The organism is Legionella beliardensis, assembly GCF_900452395.1.
In the GTDB taxonomy this organism is placed as follows: domain Bacteria; phylum Pseudomonadota; class Gammaproteobacteria; order Legionellales; family Legionellaceae; genus Legionella_C; species Legionella_C beliardensis.
The window spans coordinates 2,631,059-2,655,291 of sequence record NZ_UGNV01000001.1 but is presented as its reverse complement, the minus strand read 5'-3'; the positions used below and the strand labels follow the sequence as shown (position 1 = coordinate 2,655,291).

Sequence of the window (24,233 nt, the reverse complement as noted above, 5' to 3'; positions counted from 1 at the left end):
TGGCCCAACCTACGCTTGTTCTGGTTTGACCAGGTGCTCTACTTATAAGATACTCTATTACTAGATTCTTTTTCTTCAGTTAGCTTGTTAAATATTTCTCGAACTATTTCAGGTGCTTCTTTAGTTATCTTACCGTGCTTATCAAGCCATTTAAGGTCTTGACATAATACTTCTCTAGTTCTATTATTTTTATCCATTGCATGGCTAATATATTGCTCTAGAGTCCAGGTTTCTTTTACTTCTGTGCGGTAAAGCCTTCCAAAAAAAGAGCATTGTCTATCCTTATTAAATAGTATACTGTGTTTATCTCGTACTTTCTCTAAAAGTTGTTTTTCTTCAGTAAGAAGATTTGCCATTTTTTTATCTCTTCTTGTAGTCAGATAAGAATATAATTCTGTAATACCTGTTCCAGTTTTCGCACTAACTTTAATTCCCTGTATGTCGTATCTTTCTTTAAATGCTCTAATCTGTTCTTCAGTAATACAAGTCTTATCTTGCCCTGAAGCTTCTAAATCTGTTTTAGTTTGAACAAGGATAATTTCTGCACCTTTATTTGCAGCTTGCCGAACTTTCTGAATATATTGCTCAGCCCCCCAACTACCATTATTACCCTCAAGTGATAGATTATTAAATCTATCTACACAAACAACAACTAAATCGGCATTCGATTGTTTAAGATTAGCATCTACAAAGCTATTATATCTTTCCTCAGTAGGTATATCATAAAATTCAAAAGCCTCCCGTGTATTTTTTACTTGATATCGGCTTATACCGATAGTAGGTTCATGGTTTTTAGTAAAGGCGTGATTTAGTTCAGGATTAACCTGGTTTGATAATTGTTTAATAAGCTCTGTTTTTCCTGAAGCGCTACCCCCTAAAAAGCTAATTCGAAGAGGTGTAGAGGTATTTTTTGAGTCTAATTTCTTATCGTCAGCAGAAATAGTAGCCTTTTTTATTCTATTTAATTGAATAATTAAATTATCTTTTGTTTCTTTAGGACCTCCCTTTACTAAATCGTCCATTGTTTCTTCAGGACTTCCCTTTACTAAAGCTTCCATTAATTTAGAAGGAATAGGTTTATCTGTATTATCAAGCCAATTTGAGATTTCTTGTTTAATCGTTATTAATTCTTCCTTCTTAATATCCTTTAAATTTACTTCAATAATCTCACTAAGCTCATCTATAAATTTTTGTTTAAGAATTTCACTATTAGTTATATTATGCGAAGCGGTAATCAGGCGCATACAAAGTTCAAACAAGCAGTTCCTACCATCAATCGTGGGATTTTTCTGGATAATGCCCCTTAATTTATTACGATACGAATCAAACATATAATTTCCAAATATATAACTTATTGTACTATTTTAGATCATATTTATTAAATTAATATTAAATCTAGCAGAAATTCAGCCAGCATAGCCTAGGAGTAGGCCCAAAGGGCCGTATCCTAGGTTTTCATTTATAGCAACGTCGGTTTTGGGAGCATCGAATACGTGATGAATCAGACTTGCAAGTCCATATCGATTATATCCACTTTAACCCGGCTAAACATGGCTATTTAATTTGTAATAAATAATGGCCCTCTAGTTTCATTGTTCTGTTCAAAAGGGCGTATTGCAAGAAAATTGGGAATATGATGGTGTTCAAGGTGAGTTTGGGGAGTAGGTGTGGTGAATGTAAACCTGAGATACGGCCTTTGGGCCTACTCCCAGGCTACACTGGTTTATATTTTTAAAAAGTAAGTGGAAAAACTTAATCGCAAGGCGCTTGGGATGGGAGAAGTGATCTATGCTGGCTGAGTAAGTTTAAATTGTAATAATGACTGAAATTAATATTGTCTTAATGATCATATTTTATACTTTGTATAAGTATGAGGAATATAAATTTAAGACGATATTTCCTTTTAACATTTATACAAAATAATTATCTAATTGATCGTCTAATAACCAAAGTCTGTATGGATTATTTATTTACAACATGTATTATTATGATACATAATTAAGTATTATCTAGGATGAAAATGAAAAGATTGTAGTTATTAGGATAATGATATGTATTTAAATTAACCTATATGTAATGAGATGTATTCTTTAAATAAACTACCGAAATTATTTGGACATCAATGGCTAATCAACATTATTAAAGAACTAGATTATCCATTAGACGCTGGTGATATTGAAGGAATGTGCTTTGGATTTGCTGTGGCTGGTCTATTATATGGCCTGGCTGGTCAAAGTGAGCGATTCGGAGAGCTGATTAATTTTTTAAAGACTACCGAGGTTGAACAACTAAAAGATTTAATAACGCAAGCAAAAGAGAAGTCAGAAAATAATGATAGTTTAAATTCTGATGAAAAAATGTACTTGTATTTAGACAAGCTTTTGATTTTATTAACGCAATTTCAAAACCCGGAAAATGTAAATAAGAAATATACTCAAAGACATCCTGAGGAAATGCTCCCCCCACTTCTTCATGAAATGATTGATGGATTAAAGGAAAATGAATGGAAAAAATTAATAGCTATAGATGATTTTTCAGGTGCTTATTCATTAGATGAAATAAGCGAATATCTTACTCAAATTAAATTAGCTGTAAATAATGCTGACATTCACCATCCAATCGGTTTTATTTTAAGAAGCGCTTCTCACGCTATAACACTTACCCATGATCCTGAGAAAAACCTATGGCAAATAATGAATGCCGATTTTGAAGTCGTATATTCTAGCGCGAATATTGAAGAAATAGCCAAGGGTATTAATTTGAGTTTAGCGCTCAATATGGAAACGACATATTTTTCTACCCAAATTTTTGTAACAGATTTAGAAAAGGATAAGGCTAATAAATTAATTGCACAACTTAATAAATCAGAAAGTCTTATTAAGATTCATCAAGTCACTAAAGAAAAAGCACAAAGTTTTCACCCAGGTAATAAACGAAGCCCAACACAAAGCTGGCTATTAGCTGCTTTATTCATGCGGCAAGGGAGCATTATTCAGCAGGTATTAGAAAATGGTGCAGATCCAAATTTTAAGGACTTTAAAGGCAATACCCCTCTTTTAATTTTACTCAATAGCAATGAAATCGATCTTTCAATTGTTAAAATTTTATTGGTGCAGGGTGCTGATATAAATATTAGGAATAAAAATAAGGGACTTTTTGGCCGGCCGTTAGCTTTGGCCGTTGAAAAAGGTAATACATTATTACTAGAAATGATGCTTTCAATTCCAGACATCAAACCGAGTCAAGCTGAATTAAATTATGCACTAGAGCGCTGCATTACTATATATGATAAAAACATTGTGGATCTATTATTGAAATATGGCGCTAATCCTCATTGTTTAATAGGAGGAGGTACTATCTTACACGAAGCCGTTAAAGCGAAAAATGTAGCTCTTGTTAATGACATCCTCGATTGCGGATTTTTCCCAGATAAATTGGATGAGTTAGATGAGACTGCACTACATACAGCAATTAATGTGGATTCAATGGAGTGTATTGAATCGTTTATTTCTCACGGCATACCTCTATTTTATACGGATGAAAATATACAAAGTATGAAAAAAGATAGCAAGCCATCGAGCCAAGATCAATCTAACCAAGACAGCGAACTAAGTTCTGACGCTGACGACAGTGATGAGGAGATAGCTCAACCGATTCAACTAGCAGCTGAATTAGGAAAAACTAAAATTGTTTTGAGGCTTATTAAAGCTGGTTGTCCATGTAACCAGGAAGTATTTGAAGAACTCGAAAAAAATGTTAGTGAGGAAGATATGTTACGGGTAAAATCTGCTGCTAAAACCTATCAAATGTCAAAGACACCTCAAAATTATTCTCTAAATACAAGTGCTTTCTTTGATAAAAGTGAGGATAAAATAGCAGATGCAAAAGAGACTGCATCCCGAAAAACACCAAAATAACGCCAATTCGAGTTTTTATCTTATAGAAAAAGAAGAGCTGAAAATCTTTTACTAATAGGCTGTTGTTTGAGGTTATATCTACTATAAACTCGTAGCAACTGTCTTGAGCTAAAAACTCAGGACAGTTGAGTTTGCTCAAAACTCCAGCATTGTTTTTTTCTAATCATAGCATTCATGATAATGAGCAATTCTCATACAAGCCATTAAAACAGTCATTTTAGCCAGCGTAGCCTGGGAGTAGGCCTAAAGGGCCGTATCCCAGGTTTTCATTTTACTTCCATAGCTCAACCAAATCTCTATGAAATTCCATTCACAGGAAACCCAATTTCATAAACAATGATGGTTTATTTTCGCAGAGATTTTACGCCTGGCGCTTATTTTTTACTCTTACCTTGAGAAAACGAAAATTACAATTATTAACTCGCCATATTAACCTGCTGGGTGAGGCATTTCGAAAAATGAAACAAAATTATCCTTTATAGCAACGCCGGTTTTGGTAGTATCGAGTACGTGATGAATCAGACTTGTAAGTCTATAGCGATTATATCCACTTTAACCCTGTTAAACATGGCTATGTAATTTGTGATAAAGAATGGCCCTCCAGTTTCATCGTTAGGTTCAGAAGGGAGTATTGCAACAGTATTGGGGGATGGTGTTTAAAGGGAGTTTGGGGAGTAGGCATGGTGAAGATAAACCTGGATACGGCCCTTTGGGCCTACACCCAGGCTACGCTTGCTGGCTTTTTCTTTTTAGGCTGCCAAGTGCTTAGGAAATATATAAGATTCATATCGCTCTACAACATTTTCAACGCCATAGATGGGGATCATCGGGTAAAATAAAGGTGAGGATTCTTCGGGCCGAGTGGCCCAATATTGATTTAATATTTTACGTGAAGTCTAAATTTGATGCATAATGTATTTTAAGATAAAATTGCATAATTTTTATTCTTGAGTTTTATTTTGATGAAGTCAAAATATTTACACGACGTTTTTGATGCTAAAGAGCAGTTAACAAATTCTATATTACCCATTCAAGGTTTCTTTCATGCTAAAAAAAGAGAATATATTCACACCAGAGAATATCCTTATACAAGCTTTGTAAAGGATATCTTCATTCCTAAGAATATAGATCGAAAGTTGCTACTAAGGATTTTGAAAAATCTTGATCATGTAAGTTTTATTACTTATTTAAATCACATTACAAATCAGGCTTATCTTGATTTAATGTTAGATTCTGCAATTTATAGTCGAAAATTCATTGAAAAAAATCGTATGTTTTTTATAGGATCGGCACTAAATAGTGAAACAGAACCTGCAGATTATGATACTGTTTGCTTTGGTATTGGTGATATTGATAGTACGGCATTAAAAAATGGAAGTCTAAAATATCCTCCAGCAAAAATTACAGTTAATTTTAAAAAACTCTTAAAAGCTAGGCATTGTATTGAAGGTCAAATGTTTGTTAAAGAGCATGATCTTTTATGGACCACTAAACCTGATAATCAAGAGTTCAGGGACACATGTACTACTGCAAAAGATCACGCAATGTTTGCTTGTTATAGCATACCTGAAGAATTTTCTAAGGTATTACCTATTGGTAATATTAATTTAAAAATTTACCGTAATGCGTGCGGTGTTAAATTTGTCTTAGAAAATGAACAATATGTACTTCATTATAATTATAATGGAAAGTATTTAGAGCCTTATAATGGGCTTTCTATAGAAGAAAAGCTACATTTTAATATCCAAGAAGAGGTCATAGAAAAGGATTTTGGACAGACTCTATTTTATGGTCCTGCTAAAGACACAGAGAAATTTTTTGTAATGCAATTTTTTAGACACATAGAAAAATTGCCTAAGCTAATGAAAATTATTTACGCTCAATTAGATGCTATTTCAGATGAAGAAATGATTCATTTATTTAATAATATAGGAAAAATACTTTCTTGTGGCGCAGAGTTTAATTTTCATCGTGGTTTTTGCTTACCTATAGAAGCTATTTCTCAAGTCCAATTCTTAAAACAATTTGATGTAGAAAATAAAGATAGGAAATTTTATTCAACCCACTATGGATGTAACCAGTTTTTTTCCAACCCATTATTTAAACCTGTCACTTTAGATATAAATGATGTCATTAATATTGTACAAAGTAGTGATATAAATTTATTAATAAGCTTAATTAGGGATTTTCAACCTGTATTTAAAAGTGCAAGATTTATTAAGTATATTTTAAATTTCACCAGAGAAGAAACAGAGCAATATAACTTACTAAATTCTTTATTTGAAGAAATAGTTTCAAATGAAAGTAGAGAAAGTTTACTACAAGGAAAAAGTCCTGCAGATATAATAGAGCATTTTGCTTTAATTATAGGTAATCGTGAAGGTGGAGTTAAGATAGTAAATCTATAATAAAAGCGGAGATTCTTTGTAAAATTTAAAGCCTGCTGTTGTTTTAAAGTGTTTATTAAAGACCCTTTAAACCAATATTGGGCTGAGTGGCCAACCTATGCTTGCTGGTAAATTCAGGTAATCTGTCTTTTTTTACTTTCTGGAAATACCGTGGCTTGACCCTGAAAGATAGACAGAAAATTAGCATCTAAAGGATTGCAAGAAAAAAGAAAGGTCAGGAAGAGTTGCATGGCATCTATACTCAATTAAGGTTCGAAGCATTAAGAAGATGGGTAGGTTATTGGGCAATTGGCATTTGCATCGAGAAGCCTTTTCAATTTATCGTTATCTATCCGGTCAGGTATTATCTTGCCAAAGTCGGCCATGGATTTATATTTGATTGGAGCTGTATCTGCTCCTTAATAAGGCTTTATGTTTTAAGTGCGATGTTGTCTTTGTCAGGTCGTGGATTTGTCCTTTATAAAGAATGTCACCCTGCCTCAAAGCATAATCATCAAGCGACACATCGTGCTTTTTTAAAGCGTTTGTGCGCGCTCTTACCCGCTGGGGTACATCCTATTATTGTAACTGACGCTGGATTTCGCACGCCTTGGTTTTTTCTTGTTTGCCCAGTCTGCCAAATGCAATGCTCTATCTCTTGTCTTCTTAGGACGCCAAGTCTTGAAGTATAAGCTTGACTTATCCTTACAAGCCTTCCTTTCCGTTATTACCTTGCTTGCCTCTCTTGCTTCTCATAATCAACCTCTTCGGTGTATTTTATGAGCAATTTTGTGGGGAACAACCAGGGCTTAACCACGGTATCCGCCTAATATACTACAGTGATATTAAAAATTTTGATTACATGATAAGACAGTTTTCCTCTTTTTGAGCAATTTTTTTGCCTTTTGGCTGAGCTTTTGGGGCAGCGAAAAAACTTAATTCTTTTTTGAGGTTTTTCTCAAATTCTTGTTGAAATAATTCTGCAACCATTTCTAGTTCTGGGCTTATATCATCATCACTTTCTTCTTGTTCTTCGTCCTCTTCAATCTCTTCTTTAGCGAATGTATTAAGAGCGTTAATGAAGCTATCATGAAAAAATCTAAGCATAGGTTGGGCTTTGGATGCTGTAGTCATAGGTTGTTGCAATTTTAGGCCACAGTAATTAGCTAAAAATTCTAATAGCTCAGTGTTGTTTTCTTCTATTGCTTTCCGAGCATACTTTTCTTTTTTAAAGTTCCTATGAAATAAAGTAAGTTTTGCTGCTTGGGTAAATTGGCCATCTAAAAGTAATTTTTCAAGCATACTTTCACCTAGCTTTCTAATTTTGGTATCTATCAGGCGTAACCTATGTAATATTTCTACATTATTTGGGTATTTATCATATAACGTAAAAAATAAATCATTAGCCTTTTCCTGAATTTGCATAACATTTTCAATGTCTGTGTCAGATATTTGTTTTAAATTAACACCCTTTACTAGCGTCTGATAAAAATTTATTAATTCATCTACTTCTCTATTAAACCGTGCAGAGGGTAGGTTCTTCTTCTTTTTTTTATGTTTTTTCTTTCTTTTTGTAGTAGCTGGCATGCTTGCTTTCGGCTGTTCCTCAGCTTCTTTTAAGCTCTTTAGTTTAGTTTGTTCTACCAAAGAATCTTGAACAGACCGTTCCATTTTTGCAATAAATTTTACAGTTTTTTCATAGTTATAATGCGGCACTAATGGAATTAAGTGCTTGGCAGCAGATTTTAGTTCTGAAAGTTTGTTTAGGTATTCTGTTCGCTTAGAAATGTCTTTTGCGTCTGATAATTCAGAAGCCTGTTTCTCAATAGTGTAATAAACTTTTTCAAGTTCTTTAATGGTTAGTTCTAAATCATTTCTTATCGAAGAAATGAAGGAAGAACATTGTTCTATAGCTAACGATTTTAAGGTAGGATTTAATTGAGTTAAAACGATTTCTGAATCCGAGATTCTTCTAAGAATTGGTAAGGTTGTAAGTGAGTCATTAGAATTGAAGTACACATGCAGTGAATAAGTTTCGCCTAAAAGATCAGTAAAATTAGCTGTATAGTGATACTCACTTAACTGAGGTATTTTTTCATTTTCTTTTTCATAAACACTGATGTGATGATTATTTAGAGTTAAGCTATTTTCTTCAGTTTCTAAAACCTTATCTGCCCAGGGAAGTTTAATTAATAGATAATGGTGCCCATCTAGATCATGTTTTAAGTAAATTTTTTCTGGACGATTTTGTAAGCTATCTTCTTCATATCTTGTTTTTATATAAAAGAATAGTGGATTTTTAGCCATTTGCTCACCATATGCGCATGTAAATCTAACTTATAACAATAGTAACTTAAATTAAACTTTTTGAAAAATTATTATTTACACTTCTTCTTGCAAGCAAGCAAAGGGGTGTAGTGCAATGTCGTAATAGGAGCCTATTTTTTTGACGTTTTTATAATAAGCCAAGTTGGTTTACTGTTCGACCTCATAAATGCCGCGAGAGTAATTGGTGTTAAAGGTAAACCTGGGATACAGGCTGCGCCTTTCTCCCAGGCTACGCCGGCTGTCCTGAGTTTTTAGCTCAAGACAGTTGCTACGCTTGTGGTATTGATTATTTGAACTTAGAAATTACTATTGTGGTATTTTGACCAGCTATTTTCTAGATTCACATTATTCTTATCTTCTACTCCAAGAACAATACCGCCTGATTTAATGCCTTTTTCGTAAAATTTTGCACGCTCTTCGGGAATACCCCAGCCAACTAAAGAGCCAATTAAACCACCGGTAACACTTCCTGCACCAGCGCCAGCTATTCCTGCAGCTAATGGGCCCGCAACAATTAATCCTAAGCCTGGAAGAACAAGACTCGTGCCCATTGCAGCAATGGCTGCGAGGGTACCGCCTATAACAGCACCAGCAGCGCCACCAACTGCCATTCCTTCCATTGCCTTGTTACCGTCTTGCATTTGTACTAATTCAGAATCGTAGTACTTTTTACGTGACTCATCAGACATCAGTACGGTAATTTCCTCAGGTTTATATCCTTTTTCAATTGCGTCTGCGTAAGCTTTTTCTGCTGATTCACGAGTATCAAATAAACCGGTTGTAAAACGATTATTATTTTGATTGTTCATTTTACTTCTCCTAATAAGCGTTTTTGATAAAATACAAAAACTGCTTGAGAGTAACATACTAAGCTAATATTAGAAATGTTAGTGGAGTGGAAGAGCTTAATTGCTTACTGAATTCCTTCATAGATTGGAGGGGCTCGGTACAATCTGTAAACCTCGCGACACTATTGTTTTTTTGGAAGAAGAAATTTAGAATCTTCGGTAGCTTCCTTGCCAAAACAGCTAAATGATTTAAAAAAACTTTGGCGTTTTGGTAATGCTTCTGATTGTAAAGACGAGGCTTTAATTGCTTTTATAAAATTACCAATTATTTCCTCATAAGCTGCCTGATTTTCTACAGGGATAGTTGCACTTTTAAAATTAAATATATATTTTTCGCCATTAATTATTCTATTTGTTACTGCTATAGCTTCATCCCATTTTAATCTAATCTCATCTCTGCTAAAGCCATCAAATATATTAGGTTGTTCAAAAGTAGCGATTTGGATATTATTTTGTAATGATAATCGTAATAGTAAAGCGATAGCTAAAGTTCTTATATTTCCGTCTTTAAAGGGGTGCAGATGCTCAAGGTTATATATTAAGTTAATTATTACATCTTGTTTTTCTTGCAAGGTGTGCGCTTTTATTATTCTCTTATTGTAAATATCAATTAAATGCTGCATGGCGTGCTCAATTGACCTTGCACTAGCAAAAGGTCCTACATACGCATAGTGCCTGATATTTGGGTAAATAATAGCCGCCAAGTCATCATTATCCTTGGCATTAAATCTTTTTTTAACTTCGGATATGGTAGATGCTGAAATTGTTTCATCTGAATCTAATATTCTATCTCTAAAAGTAGGCTCATCTATGGGTGCGTTGTCAGTCGCCCTTAGAGGTTTTATAAGCCCTATTTTAGATAGAAGTTTTTTTTCTTTTTCAATATTATCAAGCAGTTCTTTTAAGCCTCTTTTTGAGACAGAGAGAGGATTTAATAAAAATCCTACGGGAATATTGTCACGTACTTCACCTGGCTTAACTTCTGGTGATAATTTTTGAACATTTGTAGTAATAATTTGATGTAATTTTAAGATTAATTTAAGCGTTAGTTTTTTATCTTCTAAATTAGTGATTGCAAAAGCCATGGCATCAAATAGCGCCTTTAAGCAGCCAGGTTGCCGTCTTTCATACCCTATCCATCCGTTTTCTTTTATCCCATCTACCGTTTTATCATGATAATAACCATCAACAGCTAAGCGATATAATTCTTCCGTAGGATATATAGCTAGATTTGATAAATTAATTTTCATATTAAATATGCATATACCTACATAGAAAAAGAACGTGTTCTACGAAGTAGAGCAGTATCCTTAGCGTTATCTTGCTCAGCCCCAATATTCTTTAAAAGTTTAATATTTGATTCATCGTTATCTTTTAAATAGTATAATGCAGTTCGATCGTTATTATCTGGCTTGTTTACTAAATTAGATAGTTCTTGTTGATTGAAAGATGATTTTAACCGTTCGACAAGAATGGGTATTAATTCAGGATGCTCTTTTGCTGCTACATGTAAGACAGTTCTACCTCGGTTATCACGCTTATTTATTAAATCAAAAATTTGTCCTTTGCTAAAAGCTGGCGGTTGCAGTTTATTTAAAAGGGTTGGCATCATGGTTGGATTATATCTTGCTGCTAGATGTAGGACGGTTGATTGTTCGGATGTTCGTTGCAAAATAAGCTGCTTATAATATCCTTTATCTTCATCTATTAACCCTTTAACTACTTGGTTAGATGGCTGTTTAATAGCTAGATGAAGAATATTTTCATTCAAGGTTGCTTTATCATCAATGGCATCGGGATTTTTTTCTAAGACTTGTTGTATAAGAGCAAAGTTATCGGAAGCAACTAAATTTAAAATAGGACTTCTTTTTGTGTTATCACCTAACCGTAATGACTGCGTACTCGTTGCTTTTAATAGGTTTTCAAAAAGTAGGGTATCAATTGGCTCACTTCTTTTTCTAGTCACTAAATTAAGCGGAATATTATTACTTTTATTGGTTATATTTGCATTAGCATCATGGTTTAATAAGCATTGTACTGTTTTTAATTGTGCGTGTTTAGCGGCTAAATGCAGGGGTGTATTACCATGCTCATTTTGTGCATCGATGATTTGATTATTGATTTCTAATTCTAGAGCTTGGTCTAGGAATTGATTAAAGCCTAAACTTGCTGCTTCATGAATCACTGCGCTTAAAGGTTGTTGATTAAATGCAAAGTATTTATCAATTAATTTCTTAGCCTGATCAAGAGATTCAAACTCAAAATCACTTTTAATATATTTTTTACACCAATCTGTTATTTTTCTTTGTTGGTCAGGGTCATCTTTCCTATCATCAACAAGAGTTAATTCTTTTTTTAAATCATCCCAAGAATTAGACGTTAAATTTTTTATAATCATATAAATACTCTCACTAGGGTTTCATATAAACTGTACGTGCATTGTCATCAACTTCATCAATCAACGATACAGTTGACGAGGAAGTTGACAAAGTCGACGTATGGTCAGGCTTAAGTGTAGAAATCTCTTTGCATTTTTGTATAACAGCGTCTAATGTTAACCGTGCTACGTGATCTTTATTAATCATTGCGTTAATAAGCTCAGTAATTTGTACTCCTAAAGGTGTTTGAAATATATCTGAAGAAAAATCAAGTGCTAAGGTATTTTCTAAATCCTTATCGTCTAGCAATTTGTCAATAACTTCGTCTTTATTTTGCTGATTAGTTGCTAAGTCATACAACAGTAAACCGATTTGATAAACCATGTATTTTTCAGGATCCATTAATTCTAAACGTTTTAGCCTATGCTCAGGAGCCATATTGCATACAGTGGATACAATAAGAGGTCTAGAAATATGCTCATCTTCTATTAATAAAATAGATTTTAAATCAGCGGTAATAACTGCCCCATTATTACGTACTAAAAAATTTTCAGCTTTGATGTCCATATAAGAAAAACCATTTTGTTTGAAAACTAATGCCATTTCTGCTATTTGTCGCGTAATATCCGCTATAGCACACGCTATAGAAGCTAACTCAGTCGCTGGAAAATTAGATTGAATATAATGAATGAGATTTCCTTGTGGGCAATATTCGGAAATAGCTAAGTTAATAGGTCTACCAAGTTCGTTTACTCTTTGAGTTGGATGATAGAAAAAATCTTGCGCAATAAAGGGCGATGTTTGCTTATTTTTTTTAAGCTCATCTATTAATAAATATTCAGTAGGTGGATCGTCTGCTTTTTCTAAACGTATAACATAGGTTCTTCCATCTGAATCATGCGACGCTATCCAATTTCGATTATTATTACCGCCTAGGTAATGAAGGTTAAACCCGTTGTGAGAAAAATCATCTTGTGTTGTATAAAGTTGTACAATTATTTCTTCGAAACGTGATTTTCCTTCACTTGCAGGGTTAATGATCTTATCAGGAAATTGTGGGGTAATTTTCCCTATTTCAAAAAGAGCCTCATCACGAGTCGACAATCGACCCAAAGCCGCACTTGTTTGTTCTAGTAAGTGGTATAATCGCTTACGCATCAGATCTTTTTCAGATAAAATATCAGCGTCACGGCTTAATATACTGAACACGGTTGCCTCTAATTGATAAAGGCAATCTCGTAGTGTTGTATTTGCATCTCGGTCTTTATATTTTAATTGAACAGCACGAACTCTGGCCTCTTCAATCTTAGCGATTGGTAAATCCAGTTCTAAATACTGATCTGAACGTTCTTTGCTAAAGATTGATTTTGGCTTGGTCTTCTTTTGCCAAATTTTAACAGCAGGAGGAGACAAAATATTCCCAGCTGTATTTTCTAATTTAGCTTGCTCTCTTAACTCTTTAGCATATTCATTAATCAAGTCATAGTTTCGTTTATACCAGCCACCAAATAAATGATAATATCTATCATCAAAAACAGGTTTATTATGATAAGCATTAACTATTTCATCGGTTATTTGAATAATAACTTCTAACAAGGTCCAGTTTAATTGATTATCCGTTTTATCAGCTTCATTATAACGATTGATAAAACTCTCTAATTTTTTTAAATATTCGAAATGCTCCCGTGGGTTGTGAGCTAATTCTGTTGCATCAGGTAAAACGACGTGTTCAATTTCTCGCATAACCACCTTATTGCATAATATTTAGTTAATAAATATCTATTATAAGACAGTTTGTTTATTTATTAAACAAATTTTACCTTAATTAATGACTATATTTTTAAAGAGCTATCTTAATTGCCATAAAGTAGGCTAACTTAATCTTAAACAAAAAAGAAATTTAGAAAGGGGGGTTGTGGGCAAAAAGAGTTTAAATATAGTGACTTAATTGATTAGTTGAAAATTTAATTTAATAAGGAGTATGGCACTAAAATACCAGAATAATATTTAATTTAAGTACCAAATAAATTATAACAAACTTAATATTTTAAATGATTGTGGCATAAATGTGCCAAGACTGCGCTGTTTTAGGCAGTCCATTGTCCAGAATTTGATACATTTCAGATTATTGAAAAATAAATAATTTTAAATTAGAGCATCAGGCTTTAAACCAAGGTTTTGAATTTCTAATTCCCTTCATCGTGCAATTTTTATATTTAAAATCAATTTCTTACAATTAAATTATTACTCTAGAGTATTTTCTATTCGCTCTTTTTAAATTTTTACGCTTTTTGAACATAAAAATCAATAATAATACATTTTGATTTTTTATTAATAAATCCTTAATTTCTTTTTGTTAAAATTTATCAATTTTTACTTCCCTTATATAGGGTTCATTCAGAGGTAACAATATGCCAGTCTTTCCTCCATTTGATTATGTAGTCCCGAATGAAGACCAAAATGAAGGCCAGCATGAAGCTCAAGTCGGCTCTAGATGGACTCGCCTCTCAAAAAAACAAGGTGGAGCCAATGATGCAGGTACATATGGTGGCCTATATACATTAGCTTCGGAGCAAGAAGGTGAGAAGCCTAGCAAATTTTACGTAAAGCAAGATCCTGAAGAGGATAAAAATATTTGTGAAGTATTTGCTAGTCAATTTATGCGTTTTATTGCTGAGGAAATTGGCGAATCTCCTGATTTAATTGCTGATGTCAACTACATTCAAACTCCTGATGATGGAGTTTATATTGCCTCCTATGTATTTGAAGGATATCGCGATTTGTTTAAGGATGCTTATTTAGCTTATCAAATTCCGCCTTACGATAAGTCACGTGTAGGTGAGGACTGGAAGAGTATACCAAGTAGTCGTCCTAAATATCTAAGTGCAGACAGTAATATTGATAAGATAGTACAGCTAGGACGTTATGATGGGTTAATTCCTGGGCTTGCGCTACGCGCCATTGTAGATGATCCAGATGTTCATTACGAAAATATTGGAGCCGTAGCGGTAAATCCGTCTGGTTTAGATGACCGGATTCCTATTTATGAAAATGATAAGTTCTCGGGTAAGTGCTATAAAAAAGTTGCTGAACCAACGCAAGACAGCGAAGAAATTAACGGCGAGCATTATGTTATTGAAGAGATGGCCCAAGAATGGGTTGATGAACATCCTGAACTTATCAAAGAATTCTATATTAAAAAGGATGATAAATCTTACTTTATTCCAAATAGCAAGAATACCAGAGCTGTTAATATTGATTTTGGAGGTGCCTTAGGGGACTTTAGACCGCGAACATTAGATGGAAAAATCCATTATGCTGATGGTATTTTAACTTTAATGCGTTATCGCCCATCCACAGAAGGCCCACCAGCTTATCATACAGAAATCCCAAAAGGCATTAGGGATGGCGATGAGTTCTTCAAAACATTGGCACGTTACTCTATGGTTGATAAGCATAAAATTAAAAGAAAAATTGACGAGCAAGTTGATGTAGCAATCGGCCATTATAGGAATAAACCCGAAGTATTATTAAGATTTGCTCAAAGAGTAGGAGCAAAAATTCCATCAGGTGCAAATGCAAAACCGGATCACATAGCAGATTATCTTAAGAGTCATTTACTGGAATGCTTTATTGCGCGTCAAAAGCATGCTAAGAAACTCTTTTTAAATTATATGTGCAATATGGACAATGCAAGCCGAAATAACTTATTTCGAAGCTATGAGGAAGATGGCCTTATACCTAAAGAGATAACAATAAAGAACTTAATTACTCAGTTAAAAGCAGAAAATACAGACCTATTTGCTATGCTCGAAGGCATCGAGGCGCTTGGTAGCGAAATTAAGGAGGTCGATGATAAAAAAACCTTTAATGCTTTGAAAAATATATTGTATGAACGTATTTTGGATGCTCAAGCTAATGACAGGATTAAAAAGGAAACATTGGAAATTAGAAATATTCTACTCAATACAAGAGATCTTATTAAGGCCCACCAAGTTGCCATGGGTGAAGTAAAAAATCCAGATAGTGAGGATGACACTAAATTACGTGCCGTAGAAACATTTATAGAAGCTGCTAAAGAATATGAACAAGCATGCATTACACTCTCAGGAAGACAAAAATTTGCTATAGCCGCTTGTTGTGTAGTAGGAACATTAATTGGTATCTGCTTAGGTGCTTTAACTGGTTTAGCAATTGGTGCTGTTGCCGGAGGCGCTGCAGGTTCAGTTGCACCTGCTGTTGGCAATATAATTGGTGCAATTGGTGCCGGTTCTGTTGGCGGCGTTATTGGTGCTATAAAAGGAGCTGGGCTTGGCGCAATGATTGGTACTGCTGTAGGCGCCTTTTTATTCGGAAGCAGCTTTGCATATGGTGCCGGCAAAATTACACGCTTTGGCATGTTTAGCACAACTGACAAGGAAGTAAGTCATTTAACAAAGTCATTAATTGACCAATTAGAAGAGGCGCAAAAAGTACAAGAAGTACATGAGGCACAAGAGAATGGGTTACAAGACTCAATTGAAAAACAAGTTATAACTATTTAGATAGGCTGTAGAAGAAGGAATTGAGAGTAAATAGTAGACCAATAGGGCTCGAGGATACCTCACACTATTGGTCAACAGGCTAATACAATGTCTGTAACATGGTCGCTTCATAAGGACGAATTATTTCATTATTATGTAATTGATGGATTAAGTTTGGGTTGGCAATAAAAGGCCTGCCAATTCCTAGTAAATCAAAGTCATTGTTTTTAATTTTCTCTTGTCCTTCTTCAAAATCATAACTCCCACAAGCAATTAAAGTTCCTTTGTAGTGTGTACGTATGAAACGGGTCATGGTTTGACTATTCAATTCTTCAAAGGTTATTTTATCATTGAAATTACCGGTGTGAACGTAGGCAATTGGCAAGTGATTGAGTTGTTCTAATAAATATTTAAATACCAACGCATCACGGCTATCGCCAATAATTTCATTAAGATAAGCCCCTGGCGAGAGACGAAGGCCTACTCGTTCATAACCTATCGCTTCACCGCACGCTTTAACTACGTCTAAAGCAAAGCGCGCCATATTTTCAGGATTTCCCCCGTAAGCGTCAGTCCGATGATTTGTATGATAATGTAAAAACTGATCAATAAGATAACCATTGGCTCCGTGAAGCTCAATACCATCAAAGCCCGCGTCTATTGCATTTTTGGCGGCAATTGCATAACTATTAATAATGTCTTTTATTTCATCTAATGTAGCTGCACGTGATGTGCCATAGTATAAGCCTTCAGCGCGTGTCACTTTGCCTGTCATTTTTGTTTCTGAAGCAGAAATTGGTAATTGACCACCTAAAAAATGCGGGTGCGACACCCTACCTAGATGCCAAATTTGTGAAAAAATATGGCCTGAGTTTGCGTGGACTGCATCTGTTATTTGACGCCAACTCTCAATTTGTTTGCGTGTGAAAATACCTGGAACGTTACTGTATCCTTTTGCATCAGCACGAATAATGGTGCCTTCGGTGATAATTAATCCAGCATCGGCTCTACGTGTATAATAATCTTTCATCAATGCTGTAGGGCTCAGATCGTCATTAGCCATATTACGGGTCATTGGAGCCATTACAATGCGATTTTTTAATCGAATTTGTTTATTTAATTGGAATGGTGATAAAAGTAAATCAAGGTTCATGATAACCTCCTTTAAATGAATCCAAATATCGCAAATTGCCGATATATAGTTGTAAAAAATTTTATAATGCGTTTTTAAGTTGACTCATGAATTCGCTAATAAAAGGCTTATTGAGCTTACAGTATGTCCATTGTCCTCGGCGCTCCATTATAATTAATCCAGCCTGTTGCAGCTGTAAAAGGTATTGAGAAACAGTCGATTGTGATAAACCTATTTTTTGCTCAATTAAACCTACGCAAACACCATCCGTACTTACATCGCAGTGCGATGAAATAAAGTGCTTGCCTGGCTCTTTTAGCCATTCAAGAATTTGTAAGCGGTTCTCATTAGCGAGCGCTTTTAAAATAATTAATCGATTCATATAACTAATTATATCGGGATTTCCCGATATTTCAAATTATTTTATATAACTATTTAAAATATAGGGAAAGTATCTGTAGAAATTTTTCTAAGAGTAGGCATGATTGTAGGTTGGGCCCTCTGGCCCAACAAATGCTATTATCAGTGACAAAAAGTATATTCTATTAAATCACTGGCGCATTGGGTTTATCTCTAGAAGATAGAGTTAATGCCTTAAAATCTAAGTCAATATTTTGATCTTTGTTATTAAAAAAAGATAACTGAACCAATGAAGGAATGCTGAGTTTATCCATATTAGGTGCCTGAAGTATTAAATGTTTATCATACTCACTATGTAGAGAAAAACATCCCCTAGGTATATAACTAATAAGCTCTGGTGGGGTTTCATCTTTTATTGTAGGTGTTTTAAATACATCGCTTTTACTTCCTTTAGTATTAAACTGAATATTAGCTAAAGGCAAACCTATTATTGCTTTAATTCCTTTAATAGATAAGTCAGATTTACATTCTCCACTATAATAAAAATTATCTAATTTAATGCCCATCTCATTAAGTAAATCAGTAAAATAAGATTTTTTTGAAAACTGATACAAGGTATCATGCGCACTATCTTTGCCACAAAATCCTCTCATTATAATAACCTGTACTTTTTCAAAAGTTCCGGCACTATTTATATAGGTACCATTTACAACAACATAGGCATGAGTAAATTTCTCATCATTGGCAATAGTATTAGGCATGGGAGCTAAGAAAAGCTCACTATCCGTAAGAGAGGGGCTTCTAACAGCCTTAAGGACAGTCCCATCCTGATTCAAAACAATAAAACAATGTCTAAATAGCTTAGTTTCTTTATAAGCCTCTGTTTTATAAGTAGAGTTTAAATCAGATTTAATTGTCTTACTGTTCAGTTCATTATTTTGCTGCATAAGGCTTTTAGTTAATATAAGATCAAACTGTACATTAATTTAACATATTATAATTAAGAAAAAATTAAGAGTACTGTGGCAAAAGCTTATTAGCTAGAGTAAATGCATCTAAGTTCCTTAAAATCAGTTAATTATGTAATTAAAAAAGGTAAAACTGACTAATTTTAAGGCTATTAGTAAATTATGTGTAAATTTATAATTATAAACTTAAAATTAATTTCTTAACTAATTGATTATTAATTGAATAAGATTGAGGTATTGTAAACTTGGATTCTATTAATTTTTCCTTAATATTTAAACCATAAAAGGATGTTAAAATTTAACTAATTTTTGAAAAATAGGTTTATATAATGGCTGATTTTATAAATGATTCGCTAAAAAATCTTAATAAATTATGTACATATTTAAACAATTGTCCAACTGCGTCCATTCGTAAGCTTTTAGCTACCCAAGAGCTCGCGAAAAGAGGATGGATCGTCTCAGACACAGATCAATATGCGCCTATCGTAAAATTAAGATGGTTATATTATCAACTTCGCTCCTTAGAGGAGTCGGACAAGTTTGAAATTACCAAGTCTCAGGCTTATACACAAGCAGCTGTTTATTGTGAACGTCTTATTCCTGAGGCTGTAAAAGTACAGTATAAAGAAAAAGCGCCTAATGAAGATGCGTTAAAACAATCTATTGAAAGGCAGAAAAGTATAATTTTTAATCAAATTTTATTAAGTACTAGTCTGAATTTCTTAAGAGAAATAGAAAAGGAGCCTACTAAAGAGCTTTCAGCGCAAGCTATCTTAGACGAAGCGATTACTACATATCAAAAAGACATGTACACAGAAGTACTGTATCAGTTTGAAGCAGATAACCTAATTGAGCGGTATGATTTTCTTACTAAGAAAAAAGCCCGTGAGGAGAAGGATTATGTCATCGGACATCAAACCATTAACCTGGAAATTGTTCCGGAGATGAATTTTATTCAAGAGCGCTTGAAGAATGCAGATGATTTGAAGTCGTTTAGGCTACAAGGAACACCCAATTTATTTCTTGATGATTTGACGGAATTTACAGCTAATAGCGTTAAACAAGCAGTCGACAATTTTATTCGAGACCAGGGACATACTTGTATTGACCAACGTGTCAGTGATGCAAAATATGGTACTAGTGCTGGTAATAATATTAAAAGTAGAAGCTTTAATAAATATTTTAATAATCCAGATCAGACATCTTACCTGGCACAAATGTCACAGGCACATGCTGAAATAGATGAATTGATTGGAGCTATCAAATTACCAGCACAAGAGCTGTCTTTTGAACCAGTTCATACTAAGGAAGAGGAGCTTGAAGCCTTAAGAGAGGCTGTATTAGCTTATGAAAGGGAGCTCAAAAATATTGTGGAACAAGAGAAAAAATTTTATGCAAATCGGGATGACGATGCAATTGCGGCAAGAAAAAAAGCGCTGGATACCCTTAAAATAACTATTAGTCAGGTTGATACCATAACTGATGAAACGCGATCTATTGCTAAAGCATTAGCTCTGGAAATTAAGCACAACCAACCTACGTGGAAGGAGCTCCATTGGCTTGATAAAATATTGGATATTATTACTATAGGCTTGCACGTAGCGTATCGATACAGTATGTTTAAAGAGCCAAAAGCAGAGGTTGATTTAATGGTTGCTATAAAAGAAAAAGAAGATGATGCCTCTACAGAAGAAAATCGACACAGCAAAGGTTAAATAATTATAGGTTAATTATTTATATGCTCCTGATTCTTAGGATTTAAGGTATGGCGATATTGTTGCGTAGAAAGCCTAGCTAAAACACCCGCCTCATTGCGAACCTTTACATTATAAAGGTGAAGCAATCCATAGCGGTACTACTTAACACATCCGACCTAGATTGCTTCGCTTTGCTCGCAAAGACATGCGTTAGAAAGTTAATTTTTCAGCGCATAATTATAAAGTCATTGTTTTAAAAATAGAGATTTTATTCAAAATTTCTAAATTAATAACTGATATAACTATTATTTTTTTCAATCCAATGATAGGTTGAGATCTAGAATTATTAAGATGAGTTTTATTTAATACATGAATGATTTATTACCACAGCGGCCAAAAGAAATAATACATGATTTAATACTTCCTAATGATTATTTTCCCAATAATTCGCAATATCCTTTACTAATTTATAACCAAGTTTTTAAATTTTCTACTCCAAGCCCAGACTTAATTCAAAAGTATTTAAAACAAAATGGTTGGATTAATTCCTGGGTGGATAGTATTTATGACTATCATCATTATCATAGCAATACGCACGAAGCATTAATTATTATTGCAGGAGAGTGTAGCGTTCAAATTGGTGGTGACTTAGGCAATATTTATAATATTAGTAAAGGAGATGTTATTATTTTTCCGGCAGGCGTCTCGCACAAAAATATCAGTTCTTCTAAAGACTTTAAGTGCATAGGTTCTTATCCTAACGATGTTGATTATGATGTAAGATATGGCAGAGCAGATGAACATCCGCTGGTTGATATTAATATTAAACAAGTTGGCTTGCCTGAAGCTGACCCAATTTTTGGTATTCATGGTTTAATGTTTAATTATTGGAAATAGAAAGATTAAGGCGAATCTTTAGATAATAGAGCCATTGCAGCATTTAATAAAAGCTTTTAATTAAGCATTAGGCTGATTAATTATTGCGTATTTATCAATCCTTTTTTTTCAAGTCTTTTACTTAGCTTAGTATTAACTATTTTCGAAACTTCTTCAGCTGGCAATGGCTTGCTAAAGAGAAAGCCTTGTATTTCATTACAATCTATTGTTTTTAAAAAATCTAGCTGTTCTAGCGTTTCTACGCCTTCAGCTATAATGCATAGATTTAAATTTTTTCCCATTGCTATAATTGCTTTAACAATTGAGATGCAATTAGAGGCAGTTGGGCAGGCGCGGATAAATGTTTTATCAATCTTTATTTTATCTATTGAAAAATCTTTAAGATAAGCAAAACTAGAATACCCTGTGCCAAAGTCGTCTATTGAAATTTTTATTCCCATACCTCTTAATTGTTCAAGGGTAGTTGAAATGGTTTGTTGATTTGACATCAAAGTACTTTCAGTTAACTCAATAATTAGGCATTCTGGTTTTAAGTCATTGTCTTTTAAAATTTGTTTTAATGTATTGGAGAATGTTTGTTTACTGATTTGAATTCCAGATACATTGATAGACAATTGTATAGCATTAAGGCCTTCTTCTTGCCAAATTTTAGCTTGTTTACAAGCTTCTCTTAATACCCATTCTCCTATTTGGATAATTAAGCCATTTTCTTCTGCTAAAGGAATAAACTCTTTAGGAGAAATATTGCCAATTTTAGGGTGATGCCAGCGCAAAAGTACTTCAAGAGAACAAACTTGCTCGCTATTTATATCAACAATAGGTTGATAAACAAGGGAAAATTGGTTTCTTTTAATAGCTAAGTGTAATTGGCTTAAAAGTGCCATACGCCTTCTAGAGCTTTCGCTGAGCTCTTCTTTATAAATCGAGTAAGAATTTCGTCCTTGTTTTTTGGCCCAATACATTGCAATGTCGGCATTTTTTAACAGAATTGATGGTTCTTTACCGTGTGTGGGATAAATGCTTATACCCATGCTTACAGTAATAAACACGTTATTTAACCCAATCTTAATTGGATTTATTAATCGAGAGTGTATTTTTTCGATTAGATTATTTAGCTCTTCCATTTGTTGGACTAAACAAGTAATGACAAATTCATCGCCCCCAAATCGAAAAACAGAGTCAGTTTCACGCAGGCTAGATATTAATTTTTTTGCAACTTGACGCAATAAAATATCGCCCGCTTCATGACCCATATTATCATTAATACTTTTAAAATTATCGAGATCGATAAAAAAGACGGCTAAATTGAGTTTAAATCGTTTGGCATATTTTATTTCTTGATAAAGTTTTTTAGTTAACTGAGCTCGATTGGGTAAACCGGTTAAATTATCATGAGTTGCTTGAAATATTATTTGTTTTTCCATTTTTTTACGCTCAGTAATTTCATGAAAAGTCCACACGCGACCAATGATTTTATTTTCTAAAATATGGGGTTTACTGTAGCGTTCAAAGCGTTTGCCATTGACAAAGTTTAACTCATCAAAACTATCTAGGTTTGGGTGTTGGGTAATATATTTAAGGCGCTTTAAGAAATGATCGGGATTTTCGAGCTGCGTTATAGCTTGAGTTACCGCGCCATCGTGAGTGTGCGATTTAATAAATTCTTGATCAAATTGCCAGATTTCTAAAAATTTTTGATTATAGTATTCAATTTTATTGTGTGAATCTACTACAAGTATGCCATCATTGGTTGACTCTAAAATGGCTTTTGTTACTGCAAGTGAGTGTTTAACTTCTTCGCTTTTTGCCTGAATTTTATCATTTTGATCTAATGAAGTTAAAAGAAGATTATGACTATAATACGCCGCACTAAGTACAATGACTAAATAAAGTAAGCTCATTAAACCTAATAAGCTATAGAGGTCTCCTTGCAAGAAAAACCACAAAGTTACTGGCAAAAAGGCTAAAATTAAGAAAAATGTATAAATAATAAAAACAGGCGAGTATAAGTTATTTGCCGCTGTAATTACTCCAAATAAAACAATTAGGGTAATAAGTTGATGGGTATCTTCTTGTTTTGGTAAAAGAAAAAGACTAACAAAACCCCAGCCGATGCCTGAGAAAAAAACGCCTAAGCAAAATAAATTTAACCAAAAATTATAATCAAATTTTTTTCTATTTTTTTTATAAAATGCAATTAAAATACCGCGGCCTACCTCACAAATTAAATACATATAGATAAGCCAGCCTATCAGTAAAGGGCGGTTACTGATATCCCAAAGAACAATACACAACCCTGTAACTACTAAACTCTCTGATATTAATATAAAATTAGATAATTGTTTATAAAGTAGTCGAACTTGTTCATTGCAATTTTTTATCGATAAGCATTGAAAATTAATAATATTAATTAAAAATTGCTTATCAAATTTCATTGATATAATCTTCCTTAACAAGTTTAATGGCCAATCTACAATTAAAAATAGTGATTTAATTAGGTACTTTGTATAAAAAACTAGGCCGCAGTTTTATAATAAAAGTATAGCTTTAATATAAAATTTGTTTTAATAGACGCGTTACTTATAGCATTTTTCCCTACCCTTGCTCTAACTAGAAGCCAAAAAGCTTGTTCATGATCATCAAATTATCATTATAATCAAAGACCTTAATTGATTAGTTTTTAATTTTTTTAGCGTTGCACTAATCCTTGAGTGTAATTTAAAAAGGTAAAATATAAGAAAATGAAAACTTAAAACTAAAGAGCTAAGTATAATCTAGGCTTATAGCTCATTATGCCA

The 24,233-nt window shown here is 33.6% G+C and carries 16 protein-coding genes and 1 pseudogene; 6 read left to right on the top strand and 11 right to left on the bottom strand.

What is annotated here, in order from left to right:
- Positions 1-38 precede the first annotated feature (38 nt).
- Positions 39-1,331 (bottom strand): ADP-ribosylation factor-like protein, encoded by a 1,293-nt coding sequence (locus DYE47_RS11635; RefSeq protein ID WP_115303448.1) that lies wholly within the window; start codon positions 1,329-1,331, stop codon positions 39-41.
- A 750-nt stretch (positions 1,332-2,081) separates the two neighbouring features.
- Here DYE47_RS11635 and DYE47_RS11625 point away from each other — a divergent pair.
- A complete protein-coding gene (locus DYE47_RS11625) occupies positions 2,082-3,917 on the top strand; it encodes an ankyrin repeat domain-containing protein (protein ID WP_115303447.1) in 1,836 nt (611 codons plus the stop codon).
- A 116-nt stretch (positions 3,918-4,033) separates the two neighbouring features.
- Here DYE47_RS11625 and DYE47_RS16620 read toward each other — a convergent pair.
- A pseudogene (locus tag DYE47_RS16620) lies at positions 4,034-4,139 on the bottom strand (IS110 family transposase); the annotation flags it as partial.
- 740 nt (positions 4,140-4,879) lie between these two features.
- On the opposite strand from DYE47_RS16620, the gene DYE47_RS11620 reads away from it, so the two are divergent.
- Together DYE47_RS11620 and DYE47_RS11615 are read left to right on the top strand one after the other, a co-directional pair.
- The gene (locus DYE47_RS11620) at positions 4,880-6,325 is read left to right on the top strand and encodes a hypothetical protein (RefSeq protein ID WP_115303446.1); all 1,446 of its coding nucleotides are present in this window, start codon (positions 4,880-4,882) and stop codon (positions 6,323-6,325) included.
- A 224-nt stretch (positions 6,326-6,549) separates the two neighbouring features.
- Positions 6,550-6,996, top strand: a complete 447-nt coding sequence (locus tag DYE47_RS11615; protein ID WP_115303445.1) for a hypothetical protein — start codon at positions 6,550-6,552, stop codon at positions 6,994-6,996.
- Positions 6,997-7,162: 166 nt separating this feature from the next.
- Here the strand turns inward: DYE47_RS11615 and DYE47_RS11610 are convergent, their stop codons facing one another.
- From DYE47_RS11610 to DYE47_RS11590, 5 genes are all read right to left on the bottom strand, one after another.
- Positions 7,163-8,611, bottom strand: a complete 1,449-nt coding sequence (locus tag DYE47_RS11610; protein WP_115303444.1) for a hypothetical protein — start codon at positions 8,609-8,611, stop codon at positions 7,163-7,165.
- A gap of 317 nt (positions 8,612-8,928) precedes the next feature.
- Positions 8,929-9,441 (bottom strand): hypothetical protein, encoded by a 513-nt coding sequence (locus tag DYE47_RS11605; protein ID WP_115303443.1) that lies wholly within the window; start codon positions 9,439-9,441, stop codon positions 8,929-8,931.
- Positions 9,442-9,602: 161 nt separating this feature from the next.
- Positions 9,603-10,730, bottom strand: coding sequence for a Fic family protein (locus DYE47_RS11600; protein ID WP_115303442.1), 1,128 nt, complete (start codon positions 10,728-10,730; stop codon positions 9,603-9,605).
- Positions 10,731-10,747: 17 nt separating this feature from the next.
- Positions 10,748-11,878, bottom strand: coding sequence for an ankyrin repeat domain-containing protein (locus tag DYE47_RS11595; protein WP_115303441.1), 1,131 nt, complete (start codon positions 11,876-11,878; stop codon positions 10,748-10,750).
- A 13-nt stretch (positions 11,879-11,891) separates the two neighbouring features.
- On the bottom strand, positions 11,892-13,601 hold the full coding sequence (locus tag DYE47_RS11590) for a protein kinase domain-containing protein (protein ID WP_115303440.1): 1,710 nt from the start codon (positions 13,599-13,601) through the stop codon (positions 11,892-11,894).
- Positions 13,602-14,269: 668 nt separating this feature from the next.
- On the opposite strand from DYE47_RS11590, the gene DYE47_RS11585 reads away from it, so the two are divergent.
- Positions 14,270-16,402: a hypothetical protein gene (locus tag DYE47_RS11585; protein WP_115303439.1), complete on the top strand. Its 2,133-nt coding sequence runs from the start codon at positions 14,270-14,272 to the stop codon at positions 16,400-16,402.
- Positions 16,403-16,481: 79 nt separating this feature from the next.
- Here DYE47_RS11585 and DYE47_RS11580 read toward each other — a convergent pair whose 3' ends face one another.
- The 3 genes from DYE47_RS11580 to DYE47_RS11570 all read right to left on the bottom strand — a co-directional run bounded on the left by DYE47_RS11580 (position 16,482) and on the right by DYE47_RS11570 (position 18,820).
- Positions 16,482-17,537: an oxidoreductase gene (locus tag DYE47_RS11580; RefSeq protein WP_115303438.1), complete on the bottom strand. Its 1,056-nt coding sequence runs from the start codon at positions 17,535-17,537 to the stop codon at positions 16,482-16,484.
- A 58-nt stretch (positions 17,538-17,595) separates the two neighbouring features.
- Complete coding sequence (locus DYE47_RS11575) at positions 17,596-17,895, bottom strand: ArsR/SmtB family transcription factor (RefSeq protein WP_115303437.1); 300 nt, start codon at positions 17,893-17,895, stop codon at positions 17,596-17,598.
- A gap of 163 nt (positions 17,896-18,058) precedes the next feature.
- Positions 18,059-18,820, bottom strand: a complete 762-nt coding sequence (locus DYE47_RS11570; protein WP_115303436.1) for a hypothetical protein — start codon at positions 18,818-18,820, stop codon at positions 18,059-18,061.
- Positions 18,821-19,170: 350 nt separating this feature from the next.
- On the opposite strand from DYE47_RS11570, the gene DYE47_RS11565 reads away from it, so the two are divergent.
- Both DYE47_RS11565 and DYE47_RS11560 read left to right on the top strand, forming a co-directional pair.
- Complete coding sequence (locus DYE47_RS11565) at positions 19,171-20,556, top strand: hypothetical protein (protein ID WP_115303435.1); 1,386 nt, start codon at positions 19,171-19,173, stop codon at positions 20,554-20,556.
- A 351-nt stretch (positions 20,557-20,907) separates the two neighbouring features.
- Positions 20,908-21,435, top strand: coding sequence for a cupin domain-containing protein (locus tag DYE47_RS11560; protein WP_115303434.1), 528 nt, complete (start codon positions 20,908-20,910; stop codon positions 21,433-21,435).
- Positions 21,436-21,515: 80 nt separating this feature from the next.
- On the opposite strand, the gene DYE47_RS11555 is transcribed toward DYE47_RS11560, so the two are convergent.
- Entirely contained in the window at positions 21,516-23,870 is a 2,355-nt protein-coding gene (locus DYE47_RS11555) for an EAL domain-containing protein (protein WP_115303433.1), read from the bottom strand.
- Positions 23,871-24,233 lie beyond the last annotated feature (363 nt).

Excerpts from the sequence above, each read along its gene's own strand:
- DYE47_RS11585 (WP_115303439.1), top strand. The coding sequence starts at position 14,270 with ATGCCAGTCTTTCCTCCATTTGATTATGTAGTCCCGAATGAAGACCAA.
- DYE47_RS11600 (WP_115303442.1), bottom strand. The coding sequence starts at position 10,730 with ATGAAAATTAATTTATCAAATCTAGCTATATATCCTACGGAAGAATTA.
- DYE47_RS11620 (WP_115303446.1), top strand. The coding sequence starts at position 4,880 with ATGAAGTCAAAATATTTACACGACGTTTTTGATGCTAAAGAGCAGTTA.
- DYE47_RS11590 (WP_115303440.1), bottom strand. The coding sequence starts at position 13,601 with ATGCGAGAAATTGAACACGTCGTTTTACCTGATGCAACAGAATTAGCT.
- DYE47_RS11565 (WP_115303435.1), top strand. The coding sequence starts at position 19,171 with ATGGCTGATTTTATAAATGATTCGCTAAAAAATCTTAATAAATTATGT.
- DYE47_RS11595 (WP_115303441.1), bottom strand. The coding sequence starts at position 11,878 with ATGATTATAAAAAATTTAACGTCTAATTCTTGGGATGATTTAAAAAAA.
- DYE47_RS11625 (WP_115303447.1), top strand. The coding sequence starts at position 2,082 with ATGTATTCTTTAAATAAACTACCGAAATTATTTGGACATCAATGGCTA.
- DYE47_RS11610 (WP_115303444.1), bottom strand. The coding sequence starts at position 8,611 with ATGGCTAAAAATCCACTATTCTTTTATATAAAAACAAGATATGAAGAA.
- DYE47_RS11575 (WP_115303437.1), bottom strand. The coding sequence starts at position 17,895 with ATGAATCGATTAATTATTTTAAAAGCGCTCGCTAATGAGAACCGCTTA.
- DYE47_RS11635 (WP_115303448.1), bottom strand. The coding sequence starts at position 1,331 with ATGTTTGATTCGTATCGTAATAAATTAAGGGGCATTATCCAGAAAAAT.
- DYE47_RS11555 (WP_115303433.1), bottom strand. The coding sequence starts at position 23,870 with ATGAAATTTGATAAGCAATTTTTAATTAATATTATTAATTTTCAATGC.
- DYE47_RS11605 (WP_115303443.1), bottom strand. The coding sequence starts at position 9,441 with ATGAACAATCAAAATAATAATCGTTTTACAACCGGTTTATTTGATACT.
- DYE47_RS11570 (WP_115303436.1), bottom strand. The coding sequence starts at position 18,820 with ATGCAGCAAAATAATGAACTGAACAGTAAGACAATTAAATCTGATTTA.
- DYE47_RS11560 (WP_115303434.1), top strand. The coding sequence starts at position 20,908 with ATGAATGATTTATTACCACAGCGGCCAAAAGAAATAATACATGATTTA.